The organism is Yoonia sp. 72 (assembly GCF_034652275.1).
Lineage (GTDB): Bacteria > Pseudomonadota > Alphaproteobacteria > Rhodobacterales > Rhodobacteraceae > Yoonia.
Genome location: NZ_JAXIWG010000001.1, coordinates 1,331,732 through 1,354,862 on the forward strand (window position 1 = coordinate 1,331,732; position 23,131 = coordinate 1,354,862).

The window sequence follows — 23,131 nt, forward strand, 5'->3', positions numbered from 1 at the left end:
CCCAGCTGGGCAGCTTACTTGACTACTACTTCTGGCAAACGCCTCTTGACACCCCTTGCGCAGCGTTATGGTTTCGTTTGCGCACTGTTATGGTTTCTCTCGGTCAAGGCAGAATGCCGCGATCAACCGCATTTGGAAAACCCGCAGGAGGCGCAGGTCATGCAGCCTTCGACCATGCGCAGGTCATAGGACCCGCAGGACGAACAGGCCTTGCCGCGCTTGCCACCATTTAGCGTAACCACATCGGCTGTCGGGTCGGTCTTGAGGCCCAGACCTTCGCCCGCCAGGAACCCGATCGAGACCATGTGCCGCTCGATGACGCCGCCGATTGCTGCCAGGATCGACGGCACATATTTGCCCTGCATCCATGCGCCCCCGCGCGGGTCGAACACGGCTTTGAGTTCTTCCACCACAAAGGTCACGTCACCGCCGCGCCGGAACACCGCCGAGATCATCCGCGTCAGCGCCACGGTCCAGGCGAAATGTTCCATGTTCTTGGAATTGATGAAAATCTCAAACGGGCGGCGGTGCCCCGCCACGATCAGGTCGTTGATCGTGATGTAGATCGCATGTTCGCTGTCGGGCCATTTGAGCTTGTAGGTTGCCCCTTCCAGTTCCTGCGGCCGGTCCAGCGGTTCCGACATATAGATCACTTCGCCGCCAGGGGTGGTGACATCAGACCCTGCCGGGTCGCCTCCGGCGGGAGTATTTTCGGAAAAAAGAAGTTGGGGTTTTTCTTCCGACACGGACAGCACCGAGCCGGTCACGTCATTGGGCCGGTAGGTCGTGCAGCCTTTGCAGCCTTGGTCCCAGGCGGCCATGTAGACTTCCTTGAAGGCATCAAAGCTGATGTCCTCGGGGCAGTTGATGGTTTTGGAAATGCTGCTGTCGATCCATTTCTGCGCGGCCGCCTGCATGCGGACGTGATCGAGCGGGGCGAGGGTTTGCGCATTGACGAAATAGTCTGGCAGGGCTGCGTCGCCTTTCAGATCGCGCCACATCTGGACGGCGTAATCGACGACTTCTTCCTCGGTCTTGCTGCCATCTTTTTGCAGGACTTTGCGAGTATAGGCATAGGCAAAGACCGGTTCGATCCCGGACGAGACGTTCCCCGCGTAAAGGCTGATCGTGCCGGTGGGCGCGATGGAGGTCAGCAATGCGTTGCGGATGCCGTGGGTGCGGATCGCGTCGCGCACATCGGTGTCCATCTGCTGCATGGCACCACTGGCGAGGTATTTGTCGGCGTCGAACAGCGGAAACGCGCCTTTTTCTTTGGCGAGCTCCACCGAGGCCAGATAGGCCGCGCGTGCGATGGCATGCATCCAGGCGTCGGTCTGTGCTGCGGCCTCTTCGGAGCCATAGCGCAGCCCGACCATCAGCAAGGCATCGGCAAGGCCGGTGACGCCCAGCCCGATCCGGCGCTTGTTCATCGCCTCCTGCTGTTGGGCAGGTAGCGGAAAGCGCGAGGCATCCACGACATTGTCCATCATCCGCACGGCGGTGGCGACCAGATCGGTCAGGGCGTCCGCGTCCAGTTTCGCGCTCTCGCTAAACGGATCACTGACCAGCCGCGCCATGTTGATCGATCCCAACAGGCAGGCGCCATAGGGCGGCAATGGCTGTTCGCCGCAGGGGTTCGTCGCGGCGATGGTTTCGCAGTAGTTCAGATTGTTCATCTGGTTGATGCGGTCGATGAAGATCACGCCGGGTTCGGCGTAATCATAGGTCGATTGCATGATCGTATCCCACAGATCGCGCGCTTTGAGGGTCTTGTAGACCTGCCCGTCGAACACGAGATCCCAGTCGCCGCCCGCCTTGACCGACGCCATGAACGGATCGGTGATCAGCACCGACATGTTGAACATCCGCAGGCGCGCGGCGTCGGATTTGGCAGTGATGAAGGCTTCGATATCGGGGTGGTCGCAGCGCATCGTGGCCATCATCGCGCCACGGCGAGACCCTGCCGACATGATTGTGCGGCACATGGCATCCCAGACATCCATGAAGGACAATGGGCCCGAGGCATCGGCGGCGACACCGAGCACCGACGCTCCCTTGGGCCGGATGGTAGAGAAATCATAACCGATGCCACCGCCCTGCTGCATGGTCAGCGCAGCCTCTTTGAGCATGTCGAAGATGCCGCCCATGCTGTCGGGCACGGTGCCCATCACAAAGCAGTTGAACAATGTCACTGACCGCGCGGTGCCCGCCCCCGCCGTAATCCGGCCTGCGGGCAGGTATTTGAAATCGGCCAGCGCATCGTAGAATTTCGGCTCCCACGCCTGCGGGTCGGCCTCTACCGCGGCAAGCGATCTGGCGATCCGGTGCCATGTATCCTCGACCGTCGTGTCGATCGGCGTACCGTCGGCCTGTTTGAAACGGTATTTCATGTCCCAGATCTGTTCGGCGATGGGGGCTGCGAAATGGGACATGGGTTTTGCTTTCATGCTGGCGGCCATGGCGAAGACACGCCATGTTAAGTCAGTTGCGGGGATTCTGGAACGGTCTTGTAGACCGCCATATCTTGTGGTTTCAACCTGCATCGACGGTTCTGGATCGTATATTTTGTCGCAGCCTTGCTTTTCGATCCTGCCGCCTTAATTCACGCTGATCCCGGGGGGGATAGATGACCAGTACAGTCCACCTGCTCAAGCTTTCGGTCGGCACGGATGACGTGGCCGATCTTGCCGCGTGGCAGGCTGACAGGCGCGCGCAGACCGAGGACGGGCTGCCGCGCCACATCACCCGGATGTGGCCCAAGCGCGAGGATGAAATCCTGAACGGCGGGTCGATCTTTTGGGTGATCAAGGGTGTGATCCTGTGCCGCCAGCCTATCCTGCGGCTTGATGAATATATCGGCGGCGACGACATCCGCCGCTGCGCCATCGTGTGTAAACCCGGCCTGATCCGTGTCGCGGCAACGCCAAAGCGCGCTTTTCAGGGCTGGCGTTATCTGCCCGTGGCGGATGCGCCCGCCGATCTGCCCGCAGGTCGCCAGCATGAAGAGGCGCTGCCCCCCGAATTGTCCAAGGCGCTGGCGGCCATCGGGGTGCGCTGATCCGCCCCGACTTGTGACTGGCTTTCGCGCAGCGTCTGACGCATCCTGACCCCAGCATTTCTGGGGAGGAACGCATGTCAATCTACCACACGCCTTTTGCCGATGTGCCGTTGCGCGATCAATCCATCACCGAACGGGTGTTTGATGGGCTGGCGGACCGCCCCAACGATGTGGTGCTGATCGACGGCCCATCGGGGCGCAGCCTGACGGCGGCGGATTTCATGGATCAGGTCAAGCGGTTGGCGGGGGGCTTGACGGCGGCGGGACTGGGGCAAGGCAAGGTCGTGGCATTGATGGCGCCCAATATGCCCGAGTATTGCGTGATCTTTCATGCCGTCGCTTGGGCCGGTGGCACGATCACGACGCTGAACCCGACCTATACCGCGACCGAGATCCGCCACCAGCTTGCGGATTCGCGTGCCGATGTGCTGATCACCATCCCCGATTTTCTGGCCACCGCACGGGATGGTGCGGGCGATCTGGACGTGATCGCCATCGGCACCGATGCCTACACGGCGCTGATGGGTGATCCTTTGCCCGCGCAGGTGCCAGTCGATATCGTGGCGCATACGGTCGTGCTGCCTTATTCGTCGGGGACCACGGGCCTGCCCAAAGGCGTGATGCTGTCGCATCGCAATCTTGTCGTGAACGTCGACCAGATCATCGCCGCCGCCGATTTCCGCAAGGGCGAGGTTGCGGCGGGGTTCCTTCCGTTCTTTCATATCTACGGCATGACCGTGCTGATGAATGTCCATCTGGCAGGCGGCGGTGCGGTTGTGACGATGCCGCGTTTCGATCTTCCGCTGTTCTTGCAGATCAGTCAGGACCACAAGGCGCGGCGCATGTGGATCGTCCCTCCGGTGGCGCTGGCACTGGCCAAGCATCCGCTGGTGGACCAGTATGATCTGTCCAGCATCGAACAGGTGTTTTCGGGTGCCGCACCGATGGGGGCGGAATTGTCCAATGCCGTGGGCAAGCGGCTGGATTGCATCTCCCTGCAAGGCTACGGGATGACCGAGCTTGCCCCCGTGTCCCATGTCACGCCTGCCAAGGCGGCCGTCGCGGGTGCCTCCGGTCAGTCGGTGCCGAACACGTCCTGCCGCATCGTCGATATCGAAACGGGGGCGGACTTGCCAGCAGGACAGGACGGCGAATTGTGGATCAAGGGGCCGCAGGTGATGCAGGGGTATCTGAACAACCCTACGGCCACTGCCGCCACGATCACGGATGACGGGTGGCTGCGCACGGGCGACATCGCGCGGATCGACGAACAGGGTTATATGTTTATCGTCGACCGGTTGAAGGAACTCATCAAATACAAAGGCTTTCAGGTCGCCCCCGCCGAGCTTGAGGCCGCACTTGTCGCACTTGACGGGATCACCGACGCCGCCGTGATCGGCCTGCCGGATGCCGAGGCGGGCGAGTTGCCGATTGCCTTTATCGTGGCGCGGGACGGGGTCGCCGACACCGACGCGATCATGGCGCATCTGCGCCGGACGCTAGCGCATTACAAGCAGTTGCACCAGATCCATGTCGTGCCGGAAATCCCCAAATCGGCCTCGGGCAAGATCTTGCGGCGGGTCTTGCGCGACAGGATCGCAGCGCAGGGATAATGACGCCATCCGGCGTCGGGACAAAAACGCCACGCGGCGTCGTATTGTGACAAGTCTGGGCGCGCGATGCGCCTAGGGTGGCAGCAATTGAAGAAAGCCGTCCCATGCACGAACGCCGAATCCCCGAATGGTTGCGCCATGCTCCGGCGCCCGGCGTGCGGGGGTTCGCGACCCTTGCAGGCACCGAAGCTGTTGCCCGCGGCATCCTGATCTCGGTCTTTCCGCTGGCGATGTATAACGCGCTGCAGGACGCGCAGCTGATCTCCGAGGCTTATTTTCTGGTCGGCGTGCTGTCGCTGGCGGTCGGATTGATGGTGCCGTTCACGACACGCTATCTGCCGCGCCGCTGGGTCTATGTGATCGGGGCGAGCCTGTTCGTGGCAGGCTCGCTTCTGGCCGCGACGGGGGGGCCGCTCGCGGTTGTCGTCGGCCTTGGGTTGAACACGATATCCACCGTCATCACCTTCGTCTGCTTCAACGCCTATGTGATGGATTACATCGCAAAACTATCTCTGGGCCGTCTGGAAACGTCCCGCCTGTTTTACAGTGCGCTGGGCTGGACGATTGGTCCGGCACTTGGCGTGTTCCTTTATAGCTGGTGGCCGCCTGTCCCGTTCTTCATCGCCGCGTGCGCCGCATTCTCGATGATGAGCCTGTTTTTGTGGATGCGCCTTGGCAATGGCAAGCTGATCACCAAGGCGACACGACCACCTGCGAACCCGCTCGCCTATCTGCCGCGCTTTGCAGGGCAACCAAGGCTGATCGCGGGGTGGATTTTCGCGGTGATCCGGTCGGCGGGCTGGTGGGTCTATATCGTCTATCTGCCGATCTACGCGATTGAAAACGGGCTGGGCGACAGGATCGCGGGGATCGTTTTGTCGCTGTCGAATGCGGCGCTGTTCGTCACGCCGCTGATGCTGCGCTGGATGCAGAAACGCTCGATCCGCTATGCTGTGCGCACGGGGTTCGTCATGGCCGGATGTTTGTTTAGCATCGCAGGGCTGGCCGCTGGCTGGCCTTGGGTCACGGTGCTGGCGCTGGTCGGCGGGTCGTTTTTCCTGATCCTGCTGGATGTGTCGGGGGGGTTGCCTTTCCTGCTGGCGGTCAAACCATCCGAGCGGACGGAAATGGCCGCCGTCTATGCCAGTTTCCGCGATGTGTCGGGTATCCTGACCCCCGGCACGGCATGGCTGGTCTTGTTGTTCGCACCGGTCGCGGGCGTCTTTGTTGCCTCGGGCGCAAGCCTTCTGGCGGCATGGGCGCTGTCGTCAAAGCTGCATCCGCGCCTTGGACGGGCGCGGATCAGGATCGCACCCGCAGAATGATTAAAGGTCGAGGACCAGTTCCAGCGCCTTGAGGATCTTGCGCTGCTCGGGCGTCCAGTTGGCACGGCTGCCGCGAAACAGCGTCGCCTGACTGGCGTGGATCAGCCCGTCGGACAGGATTTTCAGCCCGTTGGCGCGCAGCGTCTCGCCGGTCGAGGTGATATCGGCAATCGCTTCGGCGGTTTCGTTCTTGACGGTGCCTTCGGTGGCCCCCTGACTGTCAATCAACTGGTAATCGGCCACGCCATTGTCACGCAGGAATTCGCGCACCAGCCGGTGGTATTTGGTGGCGATCCGCAGGCGGAACCCGTGCTGCGCACGAAACGCTGCCGCCGCCGCATCAAGATCATCGAGCGTATCCACATCGACCCACCCCTGCGGCACCGCGATCACCAGATCGGCCCCGCCAAAGCCCATCAGCGCCATTTCCCGCACACGCCGGTCCCAGTTCACCAGCTTTTCGCGCACCAGATCCGACCCGGTCACCCCCAGATGGATATTGCCCAGCGCCAGTTCGCGCGGGATTTCGCCCGCCGACAACAGCACCAGTTCAAGGCCCGCGATCCCGTCCACGGCACCGGCATATTCACGCTCCGACCCCGACTTGCGCAAGGTCACACCGCGCGCGCCGAACCAGTCGAAGGTCTTTTCCATCAGCCGCCCCTTGGACGGCACGCCAAGCTTCAGCATTTGCCCACCTCCAGCGCCAGATCAGGGCGGATCACACCGCCCACCGCAGGCACCGCACGCCCCTGCCCCAACCGCGCGGTCAGCGCGTCATAGCGGCCGCCCGTGGCGATGGGCGGCAATTCGGGGCGGTCGCTGGCGTAAAAGCCAAAGACGAAGCCGTCGTAATATTCCAGCGAGGTCCGCCCATAGCTGCCTTCAAAGTCGAGCGTATCTACGTCGATCCCGCGCGCGGCCATCGCGGAGAGACGCGCCTCCATCCGGCGCACGGCGCTGCCTATGCTGGGCATGTCCACGGCGATATCGCGCAACACGCTCAGCGCATCGGTGCTGGTGGCGCGCAGGCCAAGGATCGCGTCGATCAGCGCGGTCTCGTCCGATGACAAAGGCGCGGCAGCGGCATCCACACGCAAGGCGGCGATACGGGCGGCAACCTCCGCCCGACTGCGCAGGCCGATATCGGGACCGGCAGCGGCAAAAGGATCATCCGCCGCCAGCAAGGCCGCGCGCAAAGGCGGCACCTCGCCCGACCCGTAACGGCGCAAGAGCGCGCGAAACCGGCCCGGCCGCCAGATATGGCGCAGCAACGCCGCCTTGCGGTCGTCGGTCGTGCGCAAGCCGCGTACCGCAGCCATCAGCACGCCGATATCGCCCGTCGCCGCGCGCAGCGGCAGACCGGCCAGCCCAGCGGCGATCACGGCAAAGACTTCGGCATCGGCCGCGGCAGGGTTCTGGCCGTCGAACACCTCGTATCCCACCTGCACATATTCGTTGGCGCGGGTCTCGTCGGTTTCCTGCTTGCGGAACACCTTGCCCGAATAGGTATAGCGCGCGGGATCGGCATAGGTTTCCATATGCATCTGCACGACCGGCACGGTGAAATCGGGCCGCAGCACCTTTTCGCCGCGCAACGGATCGGCCGTTAGATAGGCGCGCGCGCGGATATCCTCGCCGTAAAGGTCCAGCAGCAGATCGGCGGGTTGCAGCACATCCGCCTTGACCACGATTGCGCCCTGCGCTGCGAAATGGTCCCGCAGGCGGCGCGCTTCGGTCAGGGTCGCGGGCGAAGTCGGCATCAGCCCTGCCCGTCCAGAATGGCGCGCACCTTTGCGACCATCTGGTCGCGCGGCACTTCGGACTGGCTGGGGCGGTCTTTCCATTCTTCCAGCGTCGCATTCTTGGCGATTTCCGCGCCAAGGATCAGATCCTTGATCTGCACGACACCTTTGGCGAATTCGTCGCCCCCAGCGATGATCGCGACCGGTGACGCGCGTTTGTCGGCATATTTCAACTGGTTGCCGAAATTCTTGGGATTGCCGAGGTACACTTCCGACCTGATCCCCGCCTTGCGCAGTTCGGCGACCATCGTCTGGTAATCGGCCATATGCGCGCGATCCATGACGGTGACGATCACGGGACCGGTGGCTTCAGACGTGATCCGCCCCGTCGCGCGGAGGGCCGCGAGCAATCGGTCCACACCGATGGAAACACCCGTCGCCGGCACCTCTTGCCCGGTAAAGCGCTTGACCAGATCGTCATAGCGCCCGCCCCCCGCGACCGAGCCGAAATTGCGCGGACGGCCCTTTTCGTCGGTGACCTCGAAAGTCAGTTCCGCCTCGTAGACAGGCCCGGTGTAATAGCCCAGACCGCGCACGACGGACGGGTCGATTATAATGCGGTCGGGGCCGTAGCCTTGGGCAGACAGCAGCCCTGCGATCTCTTCCAGTTCCGCGACACCCGCCACGCCGATCTGCGAGTCTGCGACCAGTTCCGCCAGCCGGGCAACCGTGGCGGCACCGGTGTCGCGCTTGGCCTCCATGAACCCGATCACGACATCCGCCTGCGCATCGCTTAGCCCTGCGCCCTTGGTGAAATCGCCGCTCTCGTCCTTGCGCCCCTCGCCCAGCAGCGCGCGCACGCCCGCCATGCCCAGCCGGTCCAGCTTGTCGATGGCACGCAGCACGATCCCGCGCTCGGCCTCCTTGTCATCGCCCGACAGCCCAGCCACTTCCAGCACACCGTTTAGCACCTTGCGGTTATTCACACGGATCACATAGTCACCGCGCGCGATGCCCACTTCTTCCAGACAATCCGCCAGCATCGCGCAGATCTCGGCATCTGCGGCGACACTGGCCGCGCCCACCGTATCGGCATCGCATTGGTAAAACTGCCGGAACCGCCCCGGCCCCGGCTTTTCGTTGCGCCAGACCGGCCCCATCGCATAGCGGCGGTAAGGCGAGGGCAGATCGTTGCGATATTGCGCCGCTACCCGGGCGAGCGGTGCCGTCAGATCATAGCGCAGCGCCAGCCAGTCGGCATCCTCCTGCCATGCAAACACCCCTTCGTTCGGGCGGTCCACATCTGGCAGGAACTTGCCCAAAGCCTCGACCGTTTCGACCGCGGATGTCTCCAGCGCGTCGAACCCGTAGCGATGATAGACCGCCGCGATCTTGGCCAGCATCGCGGCCCGTTCGGTCACATCCGCGCCGAAATAGTCCTGAAACCCCTTGGGTGTCACAGCCTTAGGGCGGGGGGTTTTCTTGTCATTGGCCATCGCGCTGTTCCTCTTGATCCCGCGCCGTTTACCGCGCCAATGTCACAGGGGCAATGCGGTCGTATATTTCAGCTCTTTGAGACTGAAGGACGACACGACCGATTTCACGAAAGGCTGGCGCAACAGCGCATGGGTCATGAAGGCCTCGTAGGCCTCGACATCGTGACAGCGGATTTTCAGGATGTAATCGGCGGTGCCCGACACGGCATGCGCCTCCATGATCTCGGGATGGGCGCGGATCACGGCGGCAAAGCCTGCAATCGCGGCCTCGCCATGGTCCGACAGCCGGACAGTGGCAAACACACAAAGCGCGACCTCGGCCTTGCGCGGATCGAGCAAGGCAACACGGCCTTTCAGCAGACCCAAAGCCTCGAACTCCTGCACCTTGCGCCAGACGGTCGATGTGGCCATGCCCGTCTGCGTGGCCATCTCGGCAAGCGACAGCGCCGCATTGCCTTGCAGAACCCGCAGCAAGGCTCGCTCCTGATCGGAAAATTTCATCTAGGCGCGCCTTTTGACTTCTTTTTTCCAAAAATACTCATTTCATTGCCTGAAAGGCAAGAAATTCCACCGCAACCGGATCACTCTGTTCCCTAGGAGGATCCCACATGCCCAAAGATACAAGTTACGCCTCGCTCTTGCCCGATGCCCAAGGGCGCTATCCCTACACGCCCGAGGATGACGCCGTCTGGGGCGATCTGTTCACCCGCCAGATGGCCTTCCTGCCCGGCAAGGTCGCGCCGGAGTACCTCGATGGTGTTGCAAAGCTGGGGCTGAACGCCGCCGAGACTCCGCAAGTGCGCGACATCGACGCCCGCCTACAGGCGCTCACAGGCGCAGGCGCGCATGGTGTCCCCGCGATCATCCCTCCATCGCAATTCTTCGACCTGCTGGCACAGCGCAAGTTTCCCGTCGCCACCTTCCTGCGGCGGCGCGAGCATATGGACTATATCGAGGAACCGGACCTCTTTCACGAGGTGTTCGGCCACTGCCCGTTGCTGACCAACGCGTCCTACGTCGATTTCATCGCAGGGTTCGGCCAGAAGGCGCTGGCCATGGAAAAGGCCGACCGCTGGTTCATGTTCCGCCTGTTCTGGTTCACCGTGGAATTCGGGATGATCCGCACGACTGACGGTTTGCGCGCCTATGGAGCGGGGATCGTGTCATCCCCCGCCGAGGCCGCGCATGCGTTGTCGGGTGATGCGCTGATGCAGGATTTCGATCTGCTGACGGTGTTCCGCACGCCCTACCGGATCGACATCGTGCAGCCGACCTATTTCGTGATCGACGGGTTCGACCAGTTGGCAGGCTTGCTCGACAGCGATTTCGCTGCGGTGATCGCGCAGGCGCGCGCCATGGGCGACCTGCCTGCCCTTTTCGAAGGCAAGAAGTCCGTGTAAGTGTCGGGCATGACCGACATCATCCAACTTGAAGAAAAGATCGCCCATCTGACACGCACGGTGGATGATTTGTCCGATATCGTCGCGCGTCAGGAAAAGGAACTGGCGCTGCTGACCCGCCGCGTTGCCATGCTGATGGAACGCGAGGCCACGCGCGAGATGGACACCGGCGGGTCGATCCCCTTGGGCGACCAGCGCCCGCCGCATTGGTAGGCGCTAGTCGTTTGATCCGATGGTTCGATGGTGCGATCCCGTCTCGGGAGTGGAGGGACGCATTATCGGCCAAGTTCGACACTAGAGCGTCACGACCGCACTCACCGCCACAGCAGCCTATAACAAACGCAAACTTCGCTTGCGACGCCGGGCGGGGATCTCGGCATTAACCCGATGACGGTTGCGAAGTGGCGCAAACGTCAGACGGACGGGGGCGCCCAGACAGGGGTGAAGGAGCCACGTTCAACGATCGTGACCGAGGCGCAGGAGGCGACTATTGTTGTTTTCAGGCGGCATACCCCAGCAAAGGCTGTAGAGATCGTCTATGCATAGCGCGACGTGTTCGATACGGTAGCCTGAAACGAAGCGACAGGTCTGCGATGGAACCGGAGAGTTTCACGAGAGAGGGCTAAACGATGCGTGAGCTGCGAAAAAGGGAAACCGGAGCAGTTGATCCGGAAACGGGATCGGTCTTGACTTATGACCGTTCCTATACTGACAGAGAGGGAGGGTTCCAATACATACTCGCGTTCCGGCTGGCTGCTGGAACCGACCCTATCCGCTTCCGGTTGATGGCTTTGGACAATACCTCTTTGGAGGCGACGGTGGATCGCCGAAATAAAAACATCCCTCCCCCTAATACCGGGGAAGAAATGGATCGAATTCTTTCTGATTTTCTGGAGGCTAATGGACGTTCTCTGATAGTGTACGAGCTGGACCTCCTCGATTTTTCTGAATGGGCGATCGAGCCAATGCTGCCAGAAACCAACAGCTTTGATGTGAAATGGAACGAATTCTCCGATGAGTTCATGAAAACCCTTGTCGCGACAATCGCGCGACTGGTTTTCAGAATATACTCGTTGGATCCGCAAGGTGGTTTCTACCCCGATCACCTTTCGATTTCGCCCTATGGTTTCCGTGGAAAATACGCAAGACGCTATGGGGCGCGCGAGATATAGCCCGGTGTCCGGCACGCGACCTCACAACGCAGGACGTTTTCGGACACATTGAGGTGTTCGGCAATTCCAAACGCAAGCACACGAACAACGGGATGCTTTCATCCGTCGCATGCGAGATCAGACAGCACAAACAGAACCGGGCAGGTGCGGCAGAACATAGACCGCTTATGGTTAGAGCGGCAGGTCATCATGGGACAGGCGCGGGATGGACACTGGCGGGTCCATCCCCTGGGGGCCCACCGCATTGGTAGACCTCAGGCGTCCTCAACCTCGATCACCCCGCCAAGGCTGCGCAGGGCGCCCTTGATCTGCGGATTAATCGGGAAAGGCTCGCCCAGATCCAGCTCGACCTCGCCGGGTAGATCGTTGTCCATCAGACAGACATAGACCGAGCCGCGTGCCGCACGCACACCGTCGCGGGCGGCATTGGCCAGAATGCTGGCAATCGTGTCGATGGCGCTGGGGCTGTCGATGAACACGCGCAGCCCCGCCGACCCCGCATCCGCCACAACGCTGTCGATGGGCGACACCGACCGGCCCAAGAGCTTGAGCTGGTCCGCCTCCATCGTCGCCTCGCATTGCAGGACGATCTGCGATCCGGTTTCCAGATGGGCGCGCGCAGTTTCCAGCGTATCGGAAAACATCGTGACCTCGTATTGCCCCGTCGGATCGGACAATTGCACAAAGGCGAAACGGTTGCCGCGCGCCGATTTGCGTTCCTGCCGCCCCGACACGGTGCCCGCCATCTTGACGATGGCAGGCCCGCGTTCGGCGCGTGCGATCACCTCGTCCAGCGTCAGCACCTGTTTGCGCTTGAGCGCCCCCATGTAATCGTCAAGCGGGTGACCCGAGAGATAGAAGCCGATGGCCTTGAATTCCTCGGCCAGCCGTTCGGCGGGCAGCCAGTCGTCGCCGAAGGCAAGGCGCGGTTCAGGCAGATCCTCGCCCGCGTCCCCGAACAGCGACACCTGATTGGATGATTTCTGGTCATGGATCGCCGCCGAATAGGCGGTCAGCGCATCAAGGCTGTCCATCACGCGCCGCCGGTTCCGGTCGAGCACATCGAAGGTCCCCGCGCGCGCGAGCATCTCCAGCGACCGTTTGCCGATGCGTTTGAGATCGCAGCGCCGCGCGAAATCGAACAGGTTCACAAACGGTTTCGACGTTGCCGCCCCGGACCCCGATCCGGGGCCTCCGGCAGAGTGAGATCCCGGGTCAAGCCCGGGATCACCCTCGCGGCCCGCGACGATCAGTTTCATCGCCTCGACACCCACGTTTTTCAGCGCACCCAGCGCATAAACCAGCTTGCCGTCCTGCACCTCAAAGGTCGCACCCGAGCGGTTCACGCAAGGCGGGATATAATCAATCCCCAGCCCCTTCTTCACCTCTTGGAAATACACCCCCAGCTTGTCGGTCAGGTGGATATCGCAATTCATCACACCGGCCATGAATTCGACCGGATGGTTCGCCTTGAGCCATGCCGTCTGATAGCTGACCACGGCATAGGCGGCAGCATGGGATTTGTTGAACCCGTAATTGGCGAATTTTTCCAGAAGGTCGAAGACCTCGCGCGCCTTTTTCGGCTCGACACCATTGGCCTTGGCGCCCGCCTCGAACTTGGGACGCTCTTTCGCCATTTCCTCGGCGATTTTCTTGCCCATCGCGCGGCGCAACAGGTCGGCCCCGCCAAGGCTGTAGCCCGCCATGACCTGCGCGATTTCCATCACCTGTTCTTGATAAACGATGATGCCTTGGGTTTCCGCCAGAATATGGTCAATCGACGGGTGGATCGATTCCAGCTCCTTAATCCCGTTTTTCACCTCGCAATAGGTGGGGATATTCTCCATCGGGCCGGGCCGATACAGCGCCACAAGCGCCACGATATCCTCAATACAAGTCGGCTTCATGCGCTTGAGCGCATCCATCATGCCAGAGCTTTCCACCTGAAACACTGCGATGGTTTTCGCGGAGGCGTAAAGCGCGTAGGATTTGGGATCGTCTAGCGGGATCGCCCCGATGTCGTATTCGAACCCGACGGGCGGCTGGTAGAGCACATCGCCATCCGCCGTGACATTCAGGCTGCGCCCCGCCTTGCGGATCAGTTCCACGGCGTTCTGGATCACCGTCAGGGTCTTCAGCCCCAGAAAGTCGAATTTCACCAGCCCCGCCTGTTCGACCCATTTCATGTTGAACTGGGTCGCAGGCATGTCCGAGCGCGGGTCCTGATACAGCGGGACAAGTTCGTCCAGCGGACGGTCCCCGATCACCACACCGGCGGCATGGGTGGATGCGTTGCGCAGCAGCCCTTCGACCTGTTGGGCATAGGTCAGAAGGCGTTGGACGACCTCTTCGTTCTTGGCCTCTTCGCGCAGGCGGGGTTCGTCCGCCAGCGCCTTTTCGATGCTGACGGGCTTGACGCCTTCGACGGGGATCATCTTGGACAGGCGGTCCACCTGCCCATAAGGCATCTGCAACACACGCCCCACGTCGCGCACGGCGGCCTTGGACAGAAGCGCGCCGAAGGTGATGATCTGCCCCACACGGTCGCGGCCGTATTTGTCCTGCACATAGCGGATCACCTCTTCGCGGCGGTCCATGCAAAAGTCGATGTCGAAGTCGGGCATCGACACACGTTCGGGGTTCAGGAAGCGTTCAAACAGCAGGCTATAGCGCAAAGGGTCCAGATCGGTGATCAACAGCGCATAGGCGACGAGCGAGCCTGCCCCCGACCCCCGCCCCGGCCCCACGGGAATCCCGTTGTCCTTGGCCCATTTGATGAAATCGGCCACGATCAGGAAATAGCCGGGAAAGCCCATGCCTTCGATAATGCCGAGCTCGAAATCGAGCCGCTTTTCATACTCCTCGACCGGGGCCGCATGGGGGATCACGGCAAGGCGCGCACGCAGCCCTTCCTGTGCCTGACGGCGCAGTTCGGCCACCTCGTCATCGGCGAATTTGGGCAGGATCGGCGCGCGTTTATAGGCTTTGAATGCGCAACGTTGCGCGATCTCGATGGTGTTTTCCAGCGCTTCGGGCAGGTCTGCGAACAAGGTGGCCATTTCGCGCGGCGTCTTGAAATAATGCTGCGGCGTCAGACGGCGGCGCGGTTCCTGCTGGTCGACATAGGCCCCGCCCGCGATGCAGATCAGCGCATCATGGGCTTCGTAAAAGCTGGATTTCGGGAAGTAGACATCATTGGTGGCGACCAGCGGCAGGCCCTTGGCATAGGCCATTTCGATATGGCCGCGCTCGGACAGCCGTTCCGCCTCGGGCAGGCCACCGTCGACGGGGTGCCGCTGCAATTCGACATAAAGGCGCTGGGGATAGATCGCCGCCAACTGGTCGAGCAGCAGATCGGCCTTGGCCCCCTGCCCGTGCCGCAACAGCCGCCCCAAAGGGCCGTCAGGGCCACCCGTCAGGCAGATCAGGCCCGCGCTATACTGTGCCAGCTCATCGACCGTGACCTGGGGCAATTCCCCCGCAGCATCAAGATAGGCGCAGGAATTGAGCTTCATCAGGTTCAGATAGCCCGCCTCGTTCTGTGCGAGCAGCACGACGGGCGCGGGTTCCTCTGGCCGCTTGCCCGGTTCGGGGGTGGCATAGGCCAGATCAAGCTGGCAACCGATGATGGGCTGCACGCCTGCCTTGGTCGCGTATTCGGAAAACTCCAGCGCGCAGAACATGTTGTTGGTATCGGTCACAGCGACCGCGGGCATCCCCATGCCCGCAGCCAAGGGTGCCAGCGATTTGACCGGTACCGCCCCTTCCAGCAAAGAATATTCGGTATGGGTGCGCAGGTGGATGAATCGGGGCTGATCTGTCATGCTTGTTCTTAACCCGCCGCATCAAAGGGCGAAACCGTGAAACATCTGATCCCTGCTCTGGCCTTGTCGCTTCTTCCGCTCGGCGCGGCGGCTTTGCCGGTCACGCGCTGCGTCAATCTGGGTGATGCGCTGGATTCACCCAGCATTGAGGGCGAATGGACCTATGTCATCGAACAGCGCGACATTGCGTTGGTCGCGCAGGCAGGTTTCGACACCATCCGCCTGCCGGTGCGGTTTTCCACCCGCTGGGACGGCGAACGGATTGATCCGGCGTTTCTGGCGCGCGTGGACGCCGTGATCGGCATGGCGCTGGATGCGGGGTTGAACGTGATCCTTGATCTGCACCATTTCGAGGACCTGATGACCAATCCGGACAAGCTTAGCCCCGCCTTCACGGCGATCTGGGCTGCTCTTGGCGATCATTACGCAGGCTGGCCGGACGGGCTGATCTTTGAATTGCTGAACGAACCAATCGAGGCGATGACCACGGCCCGCGTTGTCCCGCTGTATCAGGCGATCATCGCGGATCTGCGCCCCGCACATCCCGAACGCTGGATCATCGTCGAAGGCAGCGATGCGGCCAGCCTTGCGCAGATGCGGCACCTGCCCGATTTCGGGCCGTTTACCGCCCATAGTTTCCATTACTACGACCCATTTGAATTCACCCACCAGCAATTGTGGTATGACAACCCGCCGCTGCCTGCGCGTGGGTGGACCGCTGCCACGGAACGCGCGGCCATCATCCGCGATTTTGCCACCGTGCCGGTGGATGGCCCGCCGATCCTGCTGGGGGAATTCGGCACCTATCGCGACATCGACCCCGCCAGCCGCGCCAATTGGCTCAAGGCTGTGCGCCATGCCTCCGAGGACCGCGGGATCGGCTGGTGCGTCTGGTCCTTTGCCAGCAATTTCAGCATCGTGACCGATGACAAATCGGGCTGGTTGCCGGGCATCCTGCCAGCCCTTGGGCTGGAGTCCGCGCAGACCGCGCCTTGACACATTCCGCGCCGCCCGAAAGGTAAGCGGGATGACTGACAAACTCGATTCCTTCTTTGGGGCGATGTCCGACCCGACCCGCCGCGCGGTGCTGGAACGGCTGGCCGCTGGCCCTGCCAGTGTGGGCGAGCTGCACAAGCCGCACAAGATGGCGCTGCCGACTTTCATGCGGCATCTCAAGGTGCTGGAGGACAGCGGCGTTGTGCGGTCGATCAAGAAAGGGCGCGTGCGCACTTGCCAGCTGGAAACCGCGCCCCTGATCGAGGTACAGGGATGGCTGGCCTGGCAGCGCGCGATCTGGGAAAACCGCGATACGGGCCGGTCCTGACAGGCGCCTGATTTTTCAGCAAAGGCAGCGCAACAGGGCGATGCGCGGCGAAAACCCTTGCAAACGGGCGGTCAGGCCGGTTTGATACGCTGTGACAACGGGCAGATGTCTACGCCGCATCGACATCTGCATCCTTTTGATCTGGTAAGGCGGCAGGTCTACACCAATGGAAATCACGTTTCTTCTCAACGGGGAAACCATGCGCGTCACGGCGCAGCCCACAGTGACGTTGCTGGACTGGCTGCGCAACGACCGCGGGCTTTGCGGCACCAAGGAAGGCTGCAACGAAGGCGATTGCGGGGCCTGCACCGTGATGGTGACGGACGACAGTGGTGCCAAATCGCTGAACGCCTGCATCCTGTTTCTGCCGCAACTGCATGGCAAGGCCGTGCGCACCGTCGAAGGGATCGCAGCACCCGATGGCACCCTGCACCCTGTCCAGCAGGCGATGATCGACCATCACGGGTCGCAATGCGGCTTTTGCACCCCCGGTTTCATCGCTGCGATGGCGACCGCCCATCTGGCGGGCCGGACCGATCATGACGATGTGCTGGCAGGCAATCTGTGCCGCTGCACCGGCTACGCCCCGATCATCCGCGCGGCCAAGGCGGCAGAGGCGCAGCCCAGCCCCGCTTGGGTCAAGGATACGCCGCCTGCGGTAGACGCCGCCCCCTATGCGCCCGAAACGCTGGATGAACTCGCCGCCTATTATGCCGCCAACCCCGATGCGACGATTGTCGCGGGGGCGACCGACGTGGGGCTGTGGGTCACCAAGCAATTGCGCGAGTTGCAAAAGCTCGTGTTCCTGCACCGTTGTGTGGACTTGCAGCAGATGACAGTGACGGATGCCACCATCCACATCGGTGCGGGTGTGACGATGGCAGGGGTTTTGGGCAAGATGGGTGAATATCACCCATCCTACGCGGAACTGATCCGGCGCTACGGGTCCGATCAGGTGCGCAACGCCGCGACCATCGGCGGCAATATCGCGAATGGCTCGCCCATCGGGGACAATCCGCCTGCGCTGATCGCGCTTGGCGCGACGCTGCATCTGCGGCAGGGGGATGACATGCGGCAGATGCCGATCGAGGATTTTTTCCTCAATTACGGCAAGCAGGACCGCAAGCCCGGCGAATTGGTGACAGGTGTCACCCTGCCGCGCCATGCCCCTGACCTGCGCTGCTACAAGATCTCCAAGCGCTTCGATCAGGACATTTCCGCTGTCTGTGGCTGTTTCAATATTGGCGTTGTGGATGGCGTGGTCACATCCGCCCGGATCGCCTTTGGCGGGATGGCGGGTGTGCCGAAACGCGCCGCAGCGGTCGAGGCGGCCTTGATCGGGCAGCCTTGGACGCAGGACACGGTCACGGTGGCCGCCCGCGCCTTTGGGAAAGATTTCACGCCCCTGTCGGACATGCGCGCCAGTGCGGATTACCGGCTGGAGGTCGCGCAGAACCTGCTGCACCGCTATTTTGCGCAAAGCACGGGCCAGGCCGCCAATGTGCTGGAGGTCTCGGCATGAGCGTCGCAAAACCCCTGCCGCATGATGCCGCCCATCTGCATGTGACGGGTCAGGCGCGGTATATCGACGATATCCCGACGCCCGCGGGCACGCTGCATCTGGCCTTTGGCCTGTCGGACGTGGCCAAGGGGGCGATCACCGCAATGGACCTTGCCGCCGTGCGCGCAGCCCCCGGTGTCGTCGCGGTGCTGGTGGCGCAGGATCTACCTTTTGCCAATGATGTCTCGCCTTCGGTGCATGACGAACCGCTGCTCGCCACAGGCGAGGTGCATTATCTGGGCCAGCCCCTGTTTCTGGTCGTAGCCGACAGCCACCTTGCCGCGCGCAAGGCGGCACGGCTGGGCAAGATCAGCATCACGCCAGAGACACCGATCCTGACGATCGAGGAGGCTTTGGCTGCGGGCAGCCGGTTCGAGGATGGCCCGCGCATCTGGACCAAGGGCGATGTCGACGCCGCACTCGCCACAGCACCCCGCCGCATCACCGGCCGGATCGACATGGGCGGACAGGAGCATTTCTATCTGGAAGGCCAAGCCGCGCTCGCCCTGCCGCAGGAAGGCGGGGATATGGTCGTGCAAAGCTCGACCCAGCACCCCACGGAAATCCAGCACAAGGTCGCGGATGCCTTGGGTCTGCCGATGCATGCCGTGCGCTGCGAGGTACGCCGGATGGGCGGCGGATTCGGCGGCAAGGAGAGCCAGGGCAATGCGCTGGCGGTGGCTTGTGCGGTGGCGGCGCGGTTGACGGGCAAGCCGTGCAAGATGCGGTACGACCGCGACGACGACATGATGATTACGGGCAAACGGCATGATTTCCGCATCACCTATGATGTGGGTGTGGATGCGGATGGCCGCTTGCTGGGGATCGATTTTGTTCAGATGACGCGGTGCGGCTGGGCGCTCGACCTGTCGCTGCCGGTCGCGGACCGCGCGATGCTGCATGCGGACAATGCCTATCATCTGCCCGCCGCGCGGATCACCTCGCACAGGCTGAAAACCAATACTCAATCGGCCACCGCGTTTCGCGGTTTCGGCGGGCCACAGGGGGTGTTGGGCATCGAGCGGGTGATGGACCATGTCGCCGCGGAACTGGGGCTTGACCCGCTGGTCGTGCGGCAACGCAATTTCTATGCGCCGATGGCAGGGGCCGAAGCTGCGCCTGCGGCGCATGGGGGGCTGTCTGCCCCCCACGGTGCTGCGCACCTGCCCCCCGAGGATATTTCCGCTCGGAAGATGGAAGCGCAGACCACGCCTTATCAAATGCCGGTCACGGATTTCATCCTGCACGGGTTGGCAGAGCGGTTGTTGGAAACCTCCGACTATCAGGCGCGGCGCGCGGCGATTGCGCGCTGGAACGCGCTCCAGCCGGTGTTGAAACGCGGGATCGCGTTCAGTCCGGTGAAGTTCGGGATTTCCTTCACGCTGAGCCATCTCAATCAGGCCGGTGCGCTGGTGCATGTGTATCAGGACGGGTCGGTCCATATGAACCATGGCGGCACCGAGATGGGGCAAGGCCTGTTCCAGAAAGTGGCGCAGGTGGCAGCAAGCCGTTTCGGGATCGACGTGGCGGCGGTCAAGATCACGGCGACGGATACCGGCAAGGTGCCGAATACATCGGCGACGGCGGCATCGTCGGGGTCGGACCTGAACGGGATGGCGGTGGCCAATGCGTGCGATACGATCCGCGACCGGATCGCGGCCTGTCTTGCGCAACTGCATCAGGCGCGGATCGAGGATGTGCATTTTGCGGATGGCCATGTGCATGTCGGCGGCGATGTGATGACCTTTGCCAAGGCCGCGCAGACCGCCTATTTCCAGCGCGTCAGCCTGTCGGCGACGGGGTTCTACAAAACGCCGGGGCTGAGCTGGGACCGCATCAAGGGCGAAGGCACGCCGTTTTTCTATTTCGCGCAAGGGGCGGCGGTGACCGAGGTGGTGATTGACACGCTGACCGGCGAGAACCGGATTTTGCGCGCGGACCTGCTCCATGATGCTGGCGCGTCGCTGAACCCGGCGCTCGATATCGGGCAGGTCGAAGGGGCCTATGTGCAAGGCGCAGGCTGGCTGACCACCGAGGAACTGGTCTGGGACGCCAAAGGCCGGCTGCGCACCCATGCGCCGGCGACCTACAAGATCCCCGCCTGTTCGGACCGGCCGGACATCTTCAATGTGGCGCTGTGGGACCAGCCCAATCCGGCGCAGACGATCTATCGGTCCAAGGCCGTGGGGGAGCCGCCGTTCATGCTGGGGATTTCCGCGTTTCTGGCTTTGTCGGCGGCGGTGCAGGCCTGCGGGCCGCACTACCCCGATTTGCAGGCGCCTGCCACAGCGGAAGAAGTGCTGCGCGCTGTCCACAGGGCGCGCGGATGACGGGAATCCGCATCACTGTCGCAGGCACGGCGGGATCGGCCCCGCGCGAGGCGGGGGCGCAGATGATGGTCTGGGCCGACCGCACGGAAGGGACGATTGGCGGTGGTGCGCTGGAATGGGACGCCATGGCCGAAGCGCGCCGGATGCTGGCCGAAGGCCGGACGCAGCATCGCGCGACGATCCCGCTGGGGCCTGCCTTGGGCCAATGCTGCGGCGGGTCGGTCACGCTGGTCTGGGAGGTGGCGGAGGCGCTGGACGAACAGCCGCGCCGTCCGTTGTGGATTTACGGGGCGGGCCATGTCGGCCGCGCCATCGTGCATGTGATGCAGCCGTTGCCCGATTTCGCGATCACCTGGGTCGATGTGGCCGCTGACCGGTTTCCGCAAACGGATGTCACCACGCTGGTCGCCGTTGATCCCGCGCAGGTGGTGCGCCATGCGCCGGATGAGGCCGCGCATCTGATCCTGACCTATAGCCATGCGCTCGATCTGGCGCTCTGCCATGCGATCCTGTCGCGCCCGTTCGCCAGCGTGGGGCTGATCGGGTCGGCGACGAAACGGGCGCGGTTTCGCAAAAGACTGGGTGATCTGGGTCACAGTGCAGCACAAATTGACCGCATCGCCTGCCCCATCGGGGATCCGGCACTGGGGAAACATCCTGCAGCCCTTGCGCTTGGCGTCGCAACCGCCATGATCCGCACCGATACGCGCCAGAGCAGGGAACGCCGGGCATGACCACACCATTGCTGCGCCTGCGCGGCCTGACCAAAGCCTATCCCGGGGTCGTGGCCAATCAGGACGTATCCTTTGACGTGCAGCCGGGCGAAATTCACGCGCTTTTGGGCGAGAATGGTGCGGGCAAATCGACCTTGGTCAAGACGATCTACGGTCTGGTCAAACCCGATGCGGGGCTGATGGAATTGAAAGGCGCGCCCTTCGCGCCTGCCGAACCGCGTGCGGCGCGCGCGGCGGGTGTGGCGATGGTGTTCCAGCATTTCTCGCTCTTCGATGCGATGAACGTGGCTGAAAACATCGCGCTGGGCATGGAAAACCCGCCGCCCCAGCGCGAGATCGCGGCGCGGGTGCGGCAGGTGTCGGACCAATACGGTCTGCCACTGGACCCGACACGGATCGTGGGCGAGTTGTCGGCAGGCGAACGCCAGCGGGTCGAGATCGTGCGGTGCCTGTTGCAGGACCCCAAGCTGTTGATCATGGACGAGCCGACATCGGTGCTGACCCCGCAAGAGGTTGCGATCCTGTTCGAGACCCTGCGCCGGTTGCGCGCGGCGGGCACGGCGATCCTTTACATCTCGCACAAGCTCGAGGAAATCCGCGCGCTCTGCGATGCGGCCACGGTGCTGCGGCTGGGCCGCGTGGTGGGCACCTGCGATCCGCGCGCCACCTCCGCGCGCGAGATGGCCGAATTGATGGTCGGCAGCAGCCTGCATGTGCCGCACAAGGCCGCACGCCCCGAGGGGGATGTGATCCTGACCTTGCAGGGGTTGAGCGCGAAGGCCCCGCACCGCTTTGGCACCGCGCTGCGTGACATCGACCTGACGGTCCGGCGCGGCGAGATTCTGGGTATCGGCGGCGTTGCGGGCAACGGGCAGGACGAGCTGGTCGCGGCCTTGTCGGGGGAAATCCGCACGGCGCGCGACATGGTGCAGTTCGACGGCCAAGGTATCGGGCATCTGGCCCCGAATGCGCGACGCCATTTGGGGTTGCTGGCCGCACCAGAGGAACGGATGGGCCATGCCGCCGCCCCCGATATGAGCCTGACCGAAAACGCGCTGCTCACTGCCGCTGTCCGGCAGGACCTGACCGCGCGCGGGTTTGTGCGCTGGGGCAAGGCACGCGCATTCGCAGGCAGTGTCATCGCGGCTTTTGACGTGCGCACGCCGGGGGCGGGCAATACCGCGCGGTCGCTGTCAGGGGGCAACCTGCAGAAATTCGTGATCGGGCGCGAGATCATGCAGGCTCCTGCCATGCTTGTCGTGAACCAGCCGACCTGGGGCGTCGATGCCTCCGCTGCGGCGGCGATCCGGCAGGCGCTACTGGATCTGGCGGACAAGGGGGCGGCGGTGATCTGCATCAGTCAGGATCTGGACGAGCTGATGGAAATCTCGGACCGCTTTGCAGCCCTCAATGGCGGGCGGTTGTCGGCACCCCGCCCCGCGCAGGGGCTGAGCGTCGAGCAGATCGGCCTGATGTTGGGCGGTGCGCATGACATGGAGGTGGCGCATGTGGATGCCTGACTTTGATGCCTCCGGCGGGGATATTTTTA

General features: G+C 62.9%; 18 protein-coding genes. 12 read left to right on the top strand and 6 right to left on the bottom strand.

The genetic code is table 11. The annotated features are described in order from the left end of the window. Positions 1-122: 122 nt before the first annotated feature. On the bottom strand, positions 123-2,432 hold the full coding sequence (locus VCK47_RS06750; RefSeq protein WP_322889940.1) for an adenosylcobalamin-dependent ribonucleoside-diphosphate reductase: 2,310 nt from the start codon (positions 2,430-2,432) through the stop codon (positions 123-125). 194 nt (positions 2,433-2,626) lie between these two features. On the opposite strand from VCK47_RS06750, the gene VCK47_RS06755 reads away from it, so the two are divergent. From VCK47_RS06755 to VCK47_RS06765, 3 genes are all read left to right on the top strand, one after another. Continuing rightward, positions 2,627-3,058 carry a DUF1489 domain-containing protein gene (locus VCK47_RS06755; protein WP_322889941.1) on the top strand — a complete coding sequence of 144 codons (432 nt, stop codon included), beginning with the start codon at positions 2,627-2,629 and terminating at the stop codon, positions 3,056-3,058. Positions 3,059-3,132: 74 nt separating this feature from the next. Further along, entirely contained in the window at positions 3,133-4,671 is a 1,539-nt protein-coding gene (locus VCK47_RS06760) for an AMP-binding protein (RefSeq protein WP_322889942.1), read from the top strand. A 104-nt stretch (positions 4,672-4,775) separates the two neighbouring features. Beyond that, positions 4,776-5,996 (top strand): MFS transporter, encoded by a 1,221-nt coding sequence (locus VCK47_RS06765; protein ID WP_322889943.1) that lies wholly within the window; start codon positions 4,776-4,778, stop codon positions 5,994-5,996. On the opposite strand, the gene hisG is transcribed toward VCK47_RS06765, so the two are convergent. Genes hisG through VCK47_RS06785 form a run of 4 tightly spaced genes read right to left on the bottom strand, consistent with a single transcriptional unit; the run spans position 5,997 to position 9,738 of the window. Beyond that, positions 5,997-6,686 carry an ATP phosphoribosyltransferase gene (hisG, locus tag VCK47_RS06770; protein ID WP_322889944.1) on the bottom strand — a complete coding sequence of 230 codons (690 nt, stop codon included), beginning with the start codon at positions 6,684-6,686 and terminating at the stop codon, positions 5,997-5,999. Continuing rightward, positions 6,680-7,759, bottom strand: coding sequence for an ATP phosphoribosyltransferase regulatory subunit (locus VCK47_RS06775; RefSeq protein ID WP_322889945.1), 1,080 nt, complete (start codon positions 7,757-7,759; stop codon positions 6,680-6,682). The genes hisG and VCK47_RS06775 overlap by 7 nt, the downstream gene beginning before the upstream one ends. Beyond that, positions 7,759-9,237 carry a histidine--tRNA ligase gene (gene hisS / locus VCK47_RS06780; protein WP_322889946.1) on the bottom strand — a complete coding sequence of 493 codons (1,479 nt, stop codon included), beginning with the start codon at positions 9,235-9,237 and terminating at the stop codon, positions 7,759-7,761. The genes VCK47_RS06775 and hisS overlap by 1 nt, the downstream gene beginning before the upstream one ends. A gap of 42 nt (positions 9,238-9,279) precedes the next feature. Continuing rightward, entirely contained in the window at positions 9,280-9,738 is a 459-nt protein-coding gene (locus VCK47_RS06785; RefSeq protein ID WP_322889947.1) for an Lrp/AsnC family transcriptional regulator, read from the bottom strand. Positions 9,739-9,845: 107 nt separating this feature from the next. Here VCK47_RS06785 and phhA point away from each other — a divergent pair, with 107 nt between their 5' ends. The 3 genes from phhA to VCK47_RS06805 all read left to right on the top strand — a co-directional run bounded on the left by phhA (position 9,846) and on the right by VCK47_RS06805 (position 11,809). Further along, positions 9,846-10,637 carry a phenylalanine 4-monooxygenase gene (gene phhA / locus VCK47_RS06790; protein ID WP_322889948.1) on the top strand — a complete coding sequence of 264 codons (792 nt, stop codon included), beginning with the start codon at positions 9,846-9,848 and terminating at the stop codon, positions 10,635-10,637. 9 nt (positions 10,638-10,646) lie between these two features. Further along, positions 10,647-10,850, top strand: a complete 204-nt coding sequence (locus VCK47_RS06795; protein WP_322889949.1) for a SlyX family protein — start codon at positions 10,647-10,649, stop codon at positions 10,848-10,850. A 416-nt stretch (positions 10,851-11,266) separates the two neighbouring features. Next, a complete protein-coding gene (locus VCK47_RS06805) occupies positions 11,267-11,809 on the top strand; it encodes a hypothetical protein (RefSeq protein ID WP_322889950.1) in 543 nt (180 codons plus the stop codon). A 254-nt stretch (positions 11,810-12,063) separates the two neighbouring features. Here the strand turns inward: VCK47_RS06805 and dnaE are convergent, their stop codons facing one another. Next, complete coding sequence (gene dnaE, locus VCK47_RS06810) at positions 12,064-15,633, bottom strand: DNA polymerase III subunit alpha (protein ID WP_322889951.1); 3,570 nt, start codon at positions 15,631-15,633, stop codon at positions 12,064-12,066. A 36-nt stretch (positions 15,634-15,669) separates the two neighbouring features. Between dnaE and VCK47_RS06815 the strand changes: the two genes are divergently transcribed. From VCK47_RS06815 to VCK47_RS06840, 6 genes are all read left to right on the top strand, one after another. Further along, the gene (locus VCK47_RS06815) at positions 15,670-16,629 is read left to right on the top strand and encodes a glycoside hydrolase family 5 protein (RefSeq protein WP_322889952.1); all 960 of its coding nucleotides are present in this window, start codon (positions 15,670-15,672) and stop codon (positions 16,627-16,629) included. 31 nt (positions 16,630-16,660) lie between these two features. Beyond that, positions 16,661-16,957 (top strand): metalloregulator ArsR/SmtB family transcription factor, encoded by a 297-nt coding sequence (locus VCK47_RS06820; protein WP_322889953.1) that lies wholly within the window; start codon positions 16,661-16,663, stop codon positions 16,955-16,957. Positions 16,958-17,123: 166 nt separating this feature from the next. After that, on the top strand, positions 17,124-18,479 hold the full coding sequence (locus tag VCK47_RS06825; RefSeq protein WP_322889954.1) for a xanthine dehydrogenase small subunit: 1,356 nt from the start codon (positions 17,124-17,126) through the stop codon (positions 18,477-18,479). Further along, entirely contained in the window at positions 18,476-20,848 is a 2,373-nt protein-coding gene (gene xdhB, locus VCK47_RS06830; protein ID WP_322889955.1) for a xanthine dehydrogenase molybdopterin binding subunit, read from the top strand. Before VCK47_RS06825 ends, xdhB begins: the two co-directional genes overlap by 4 nt. Further along, positions 20,845-21,582: a xanthine dehydrogenase accessory protein XdhC gene (gene xdhC / locus VCK47_RS06835; protein ID WP_322889956.1), complete on the top strand. Its 738-nt coding sequence runs from the start codon at positions 20,845-20,847 to the stop codon at positions 21,580-21,582. The genes xdhB and xdhC overlap by 4 nt, the downstream gene beginning before the upstream one ends. Continuing rightward, positions 21,579-23,102 (top strand): ABC transporter ATP-binding protein, encoded by a 1,524-nt coding sequence (locus VCK47_RS06840; protein ID WP_322889957.1) that lies wholly within the window; start codon positions 21,579-21,581, stop codon positions 23,100-23,102. Before xdhC ends, VCK47_RS06840 begins: the two co-directional genes overlap by 4 nt. The last annotated feature ends 29 nt before the right edge of the window (positions 23,103-23,131 follow it).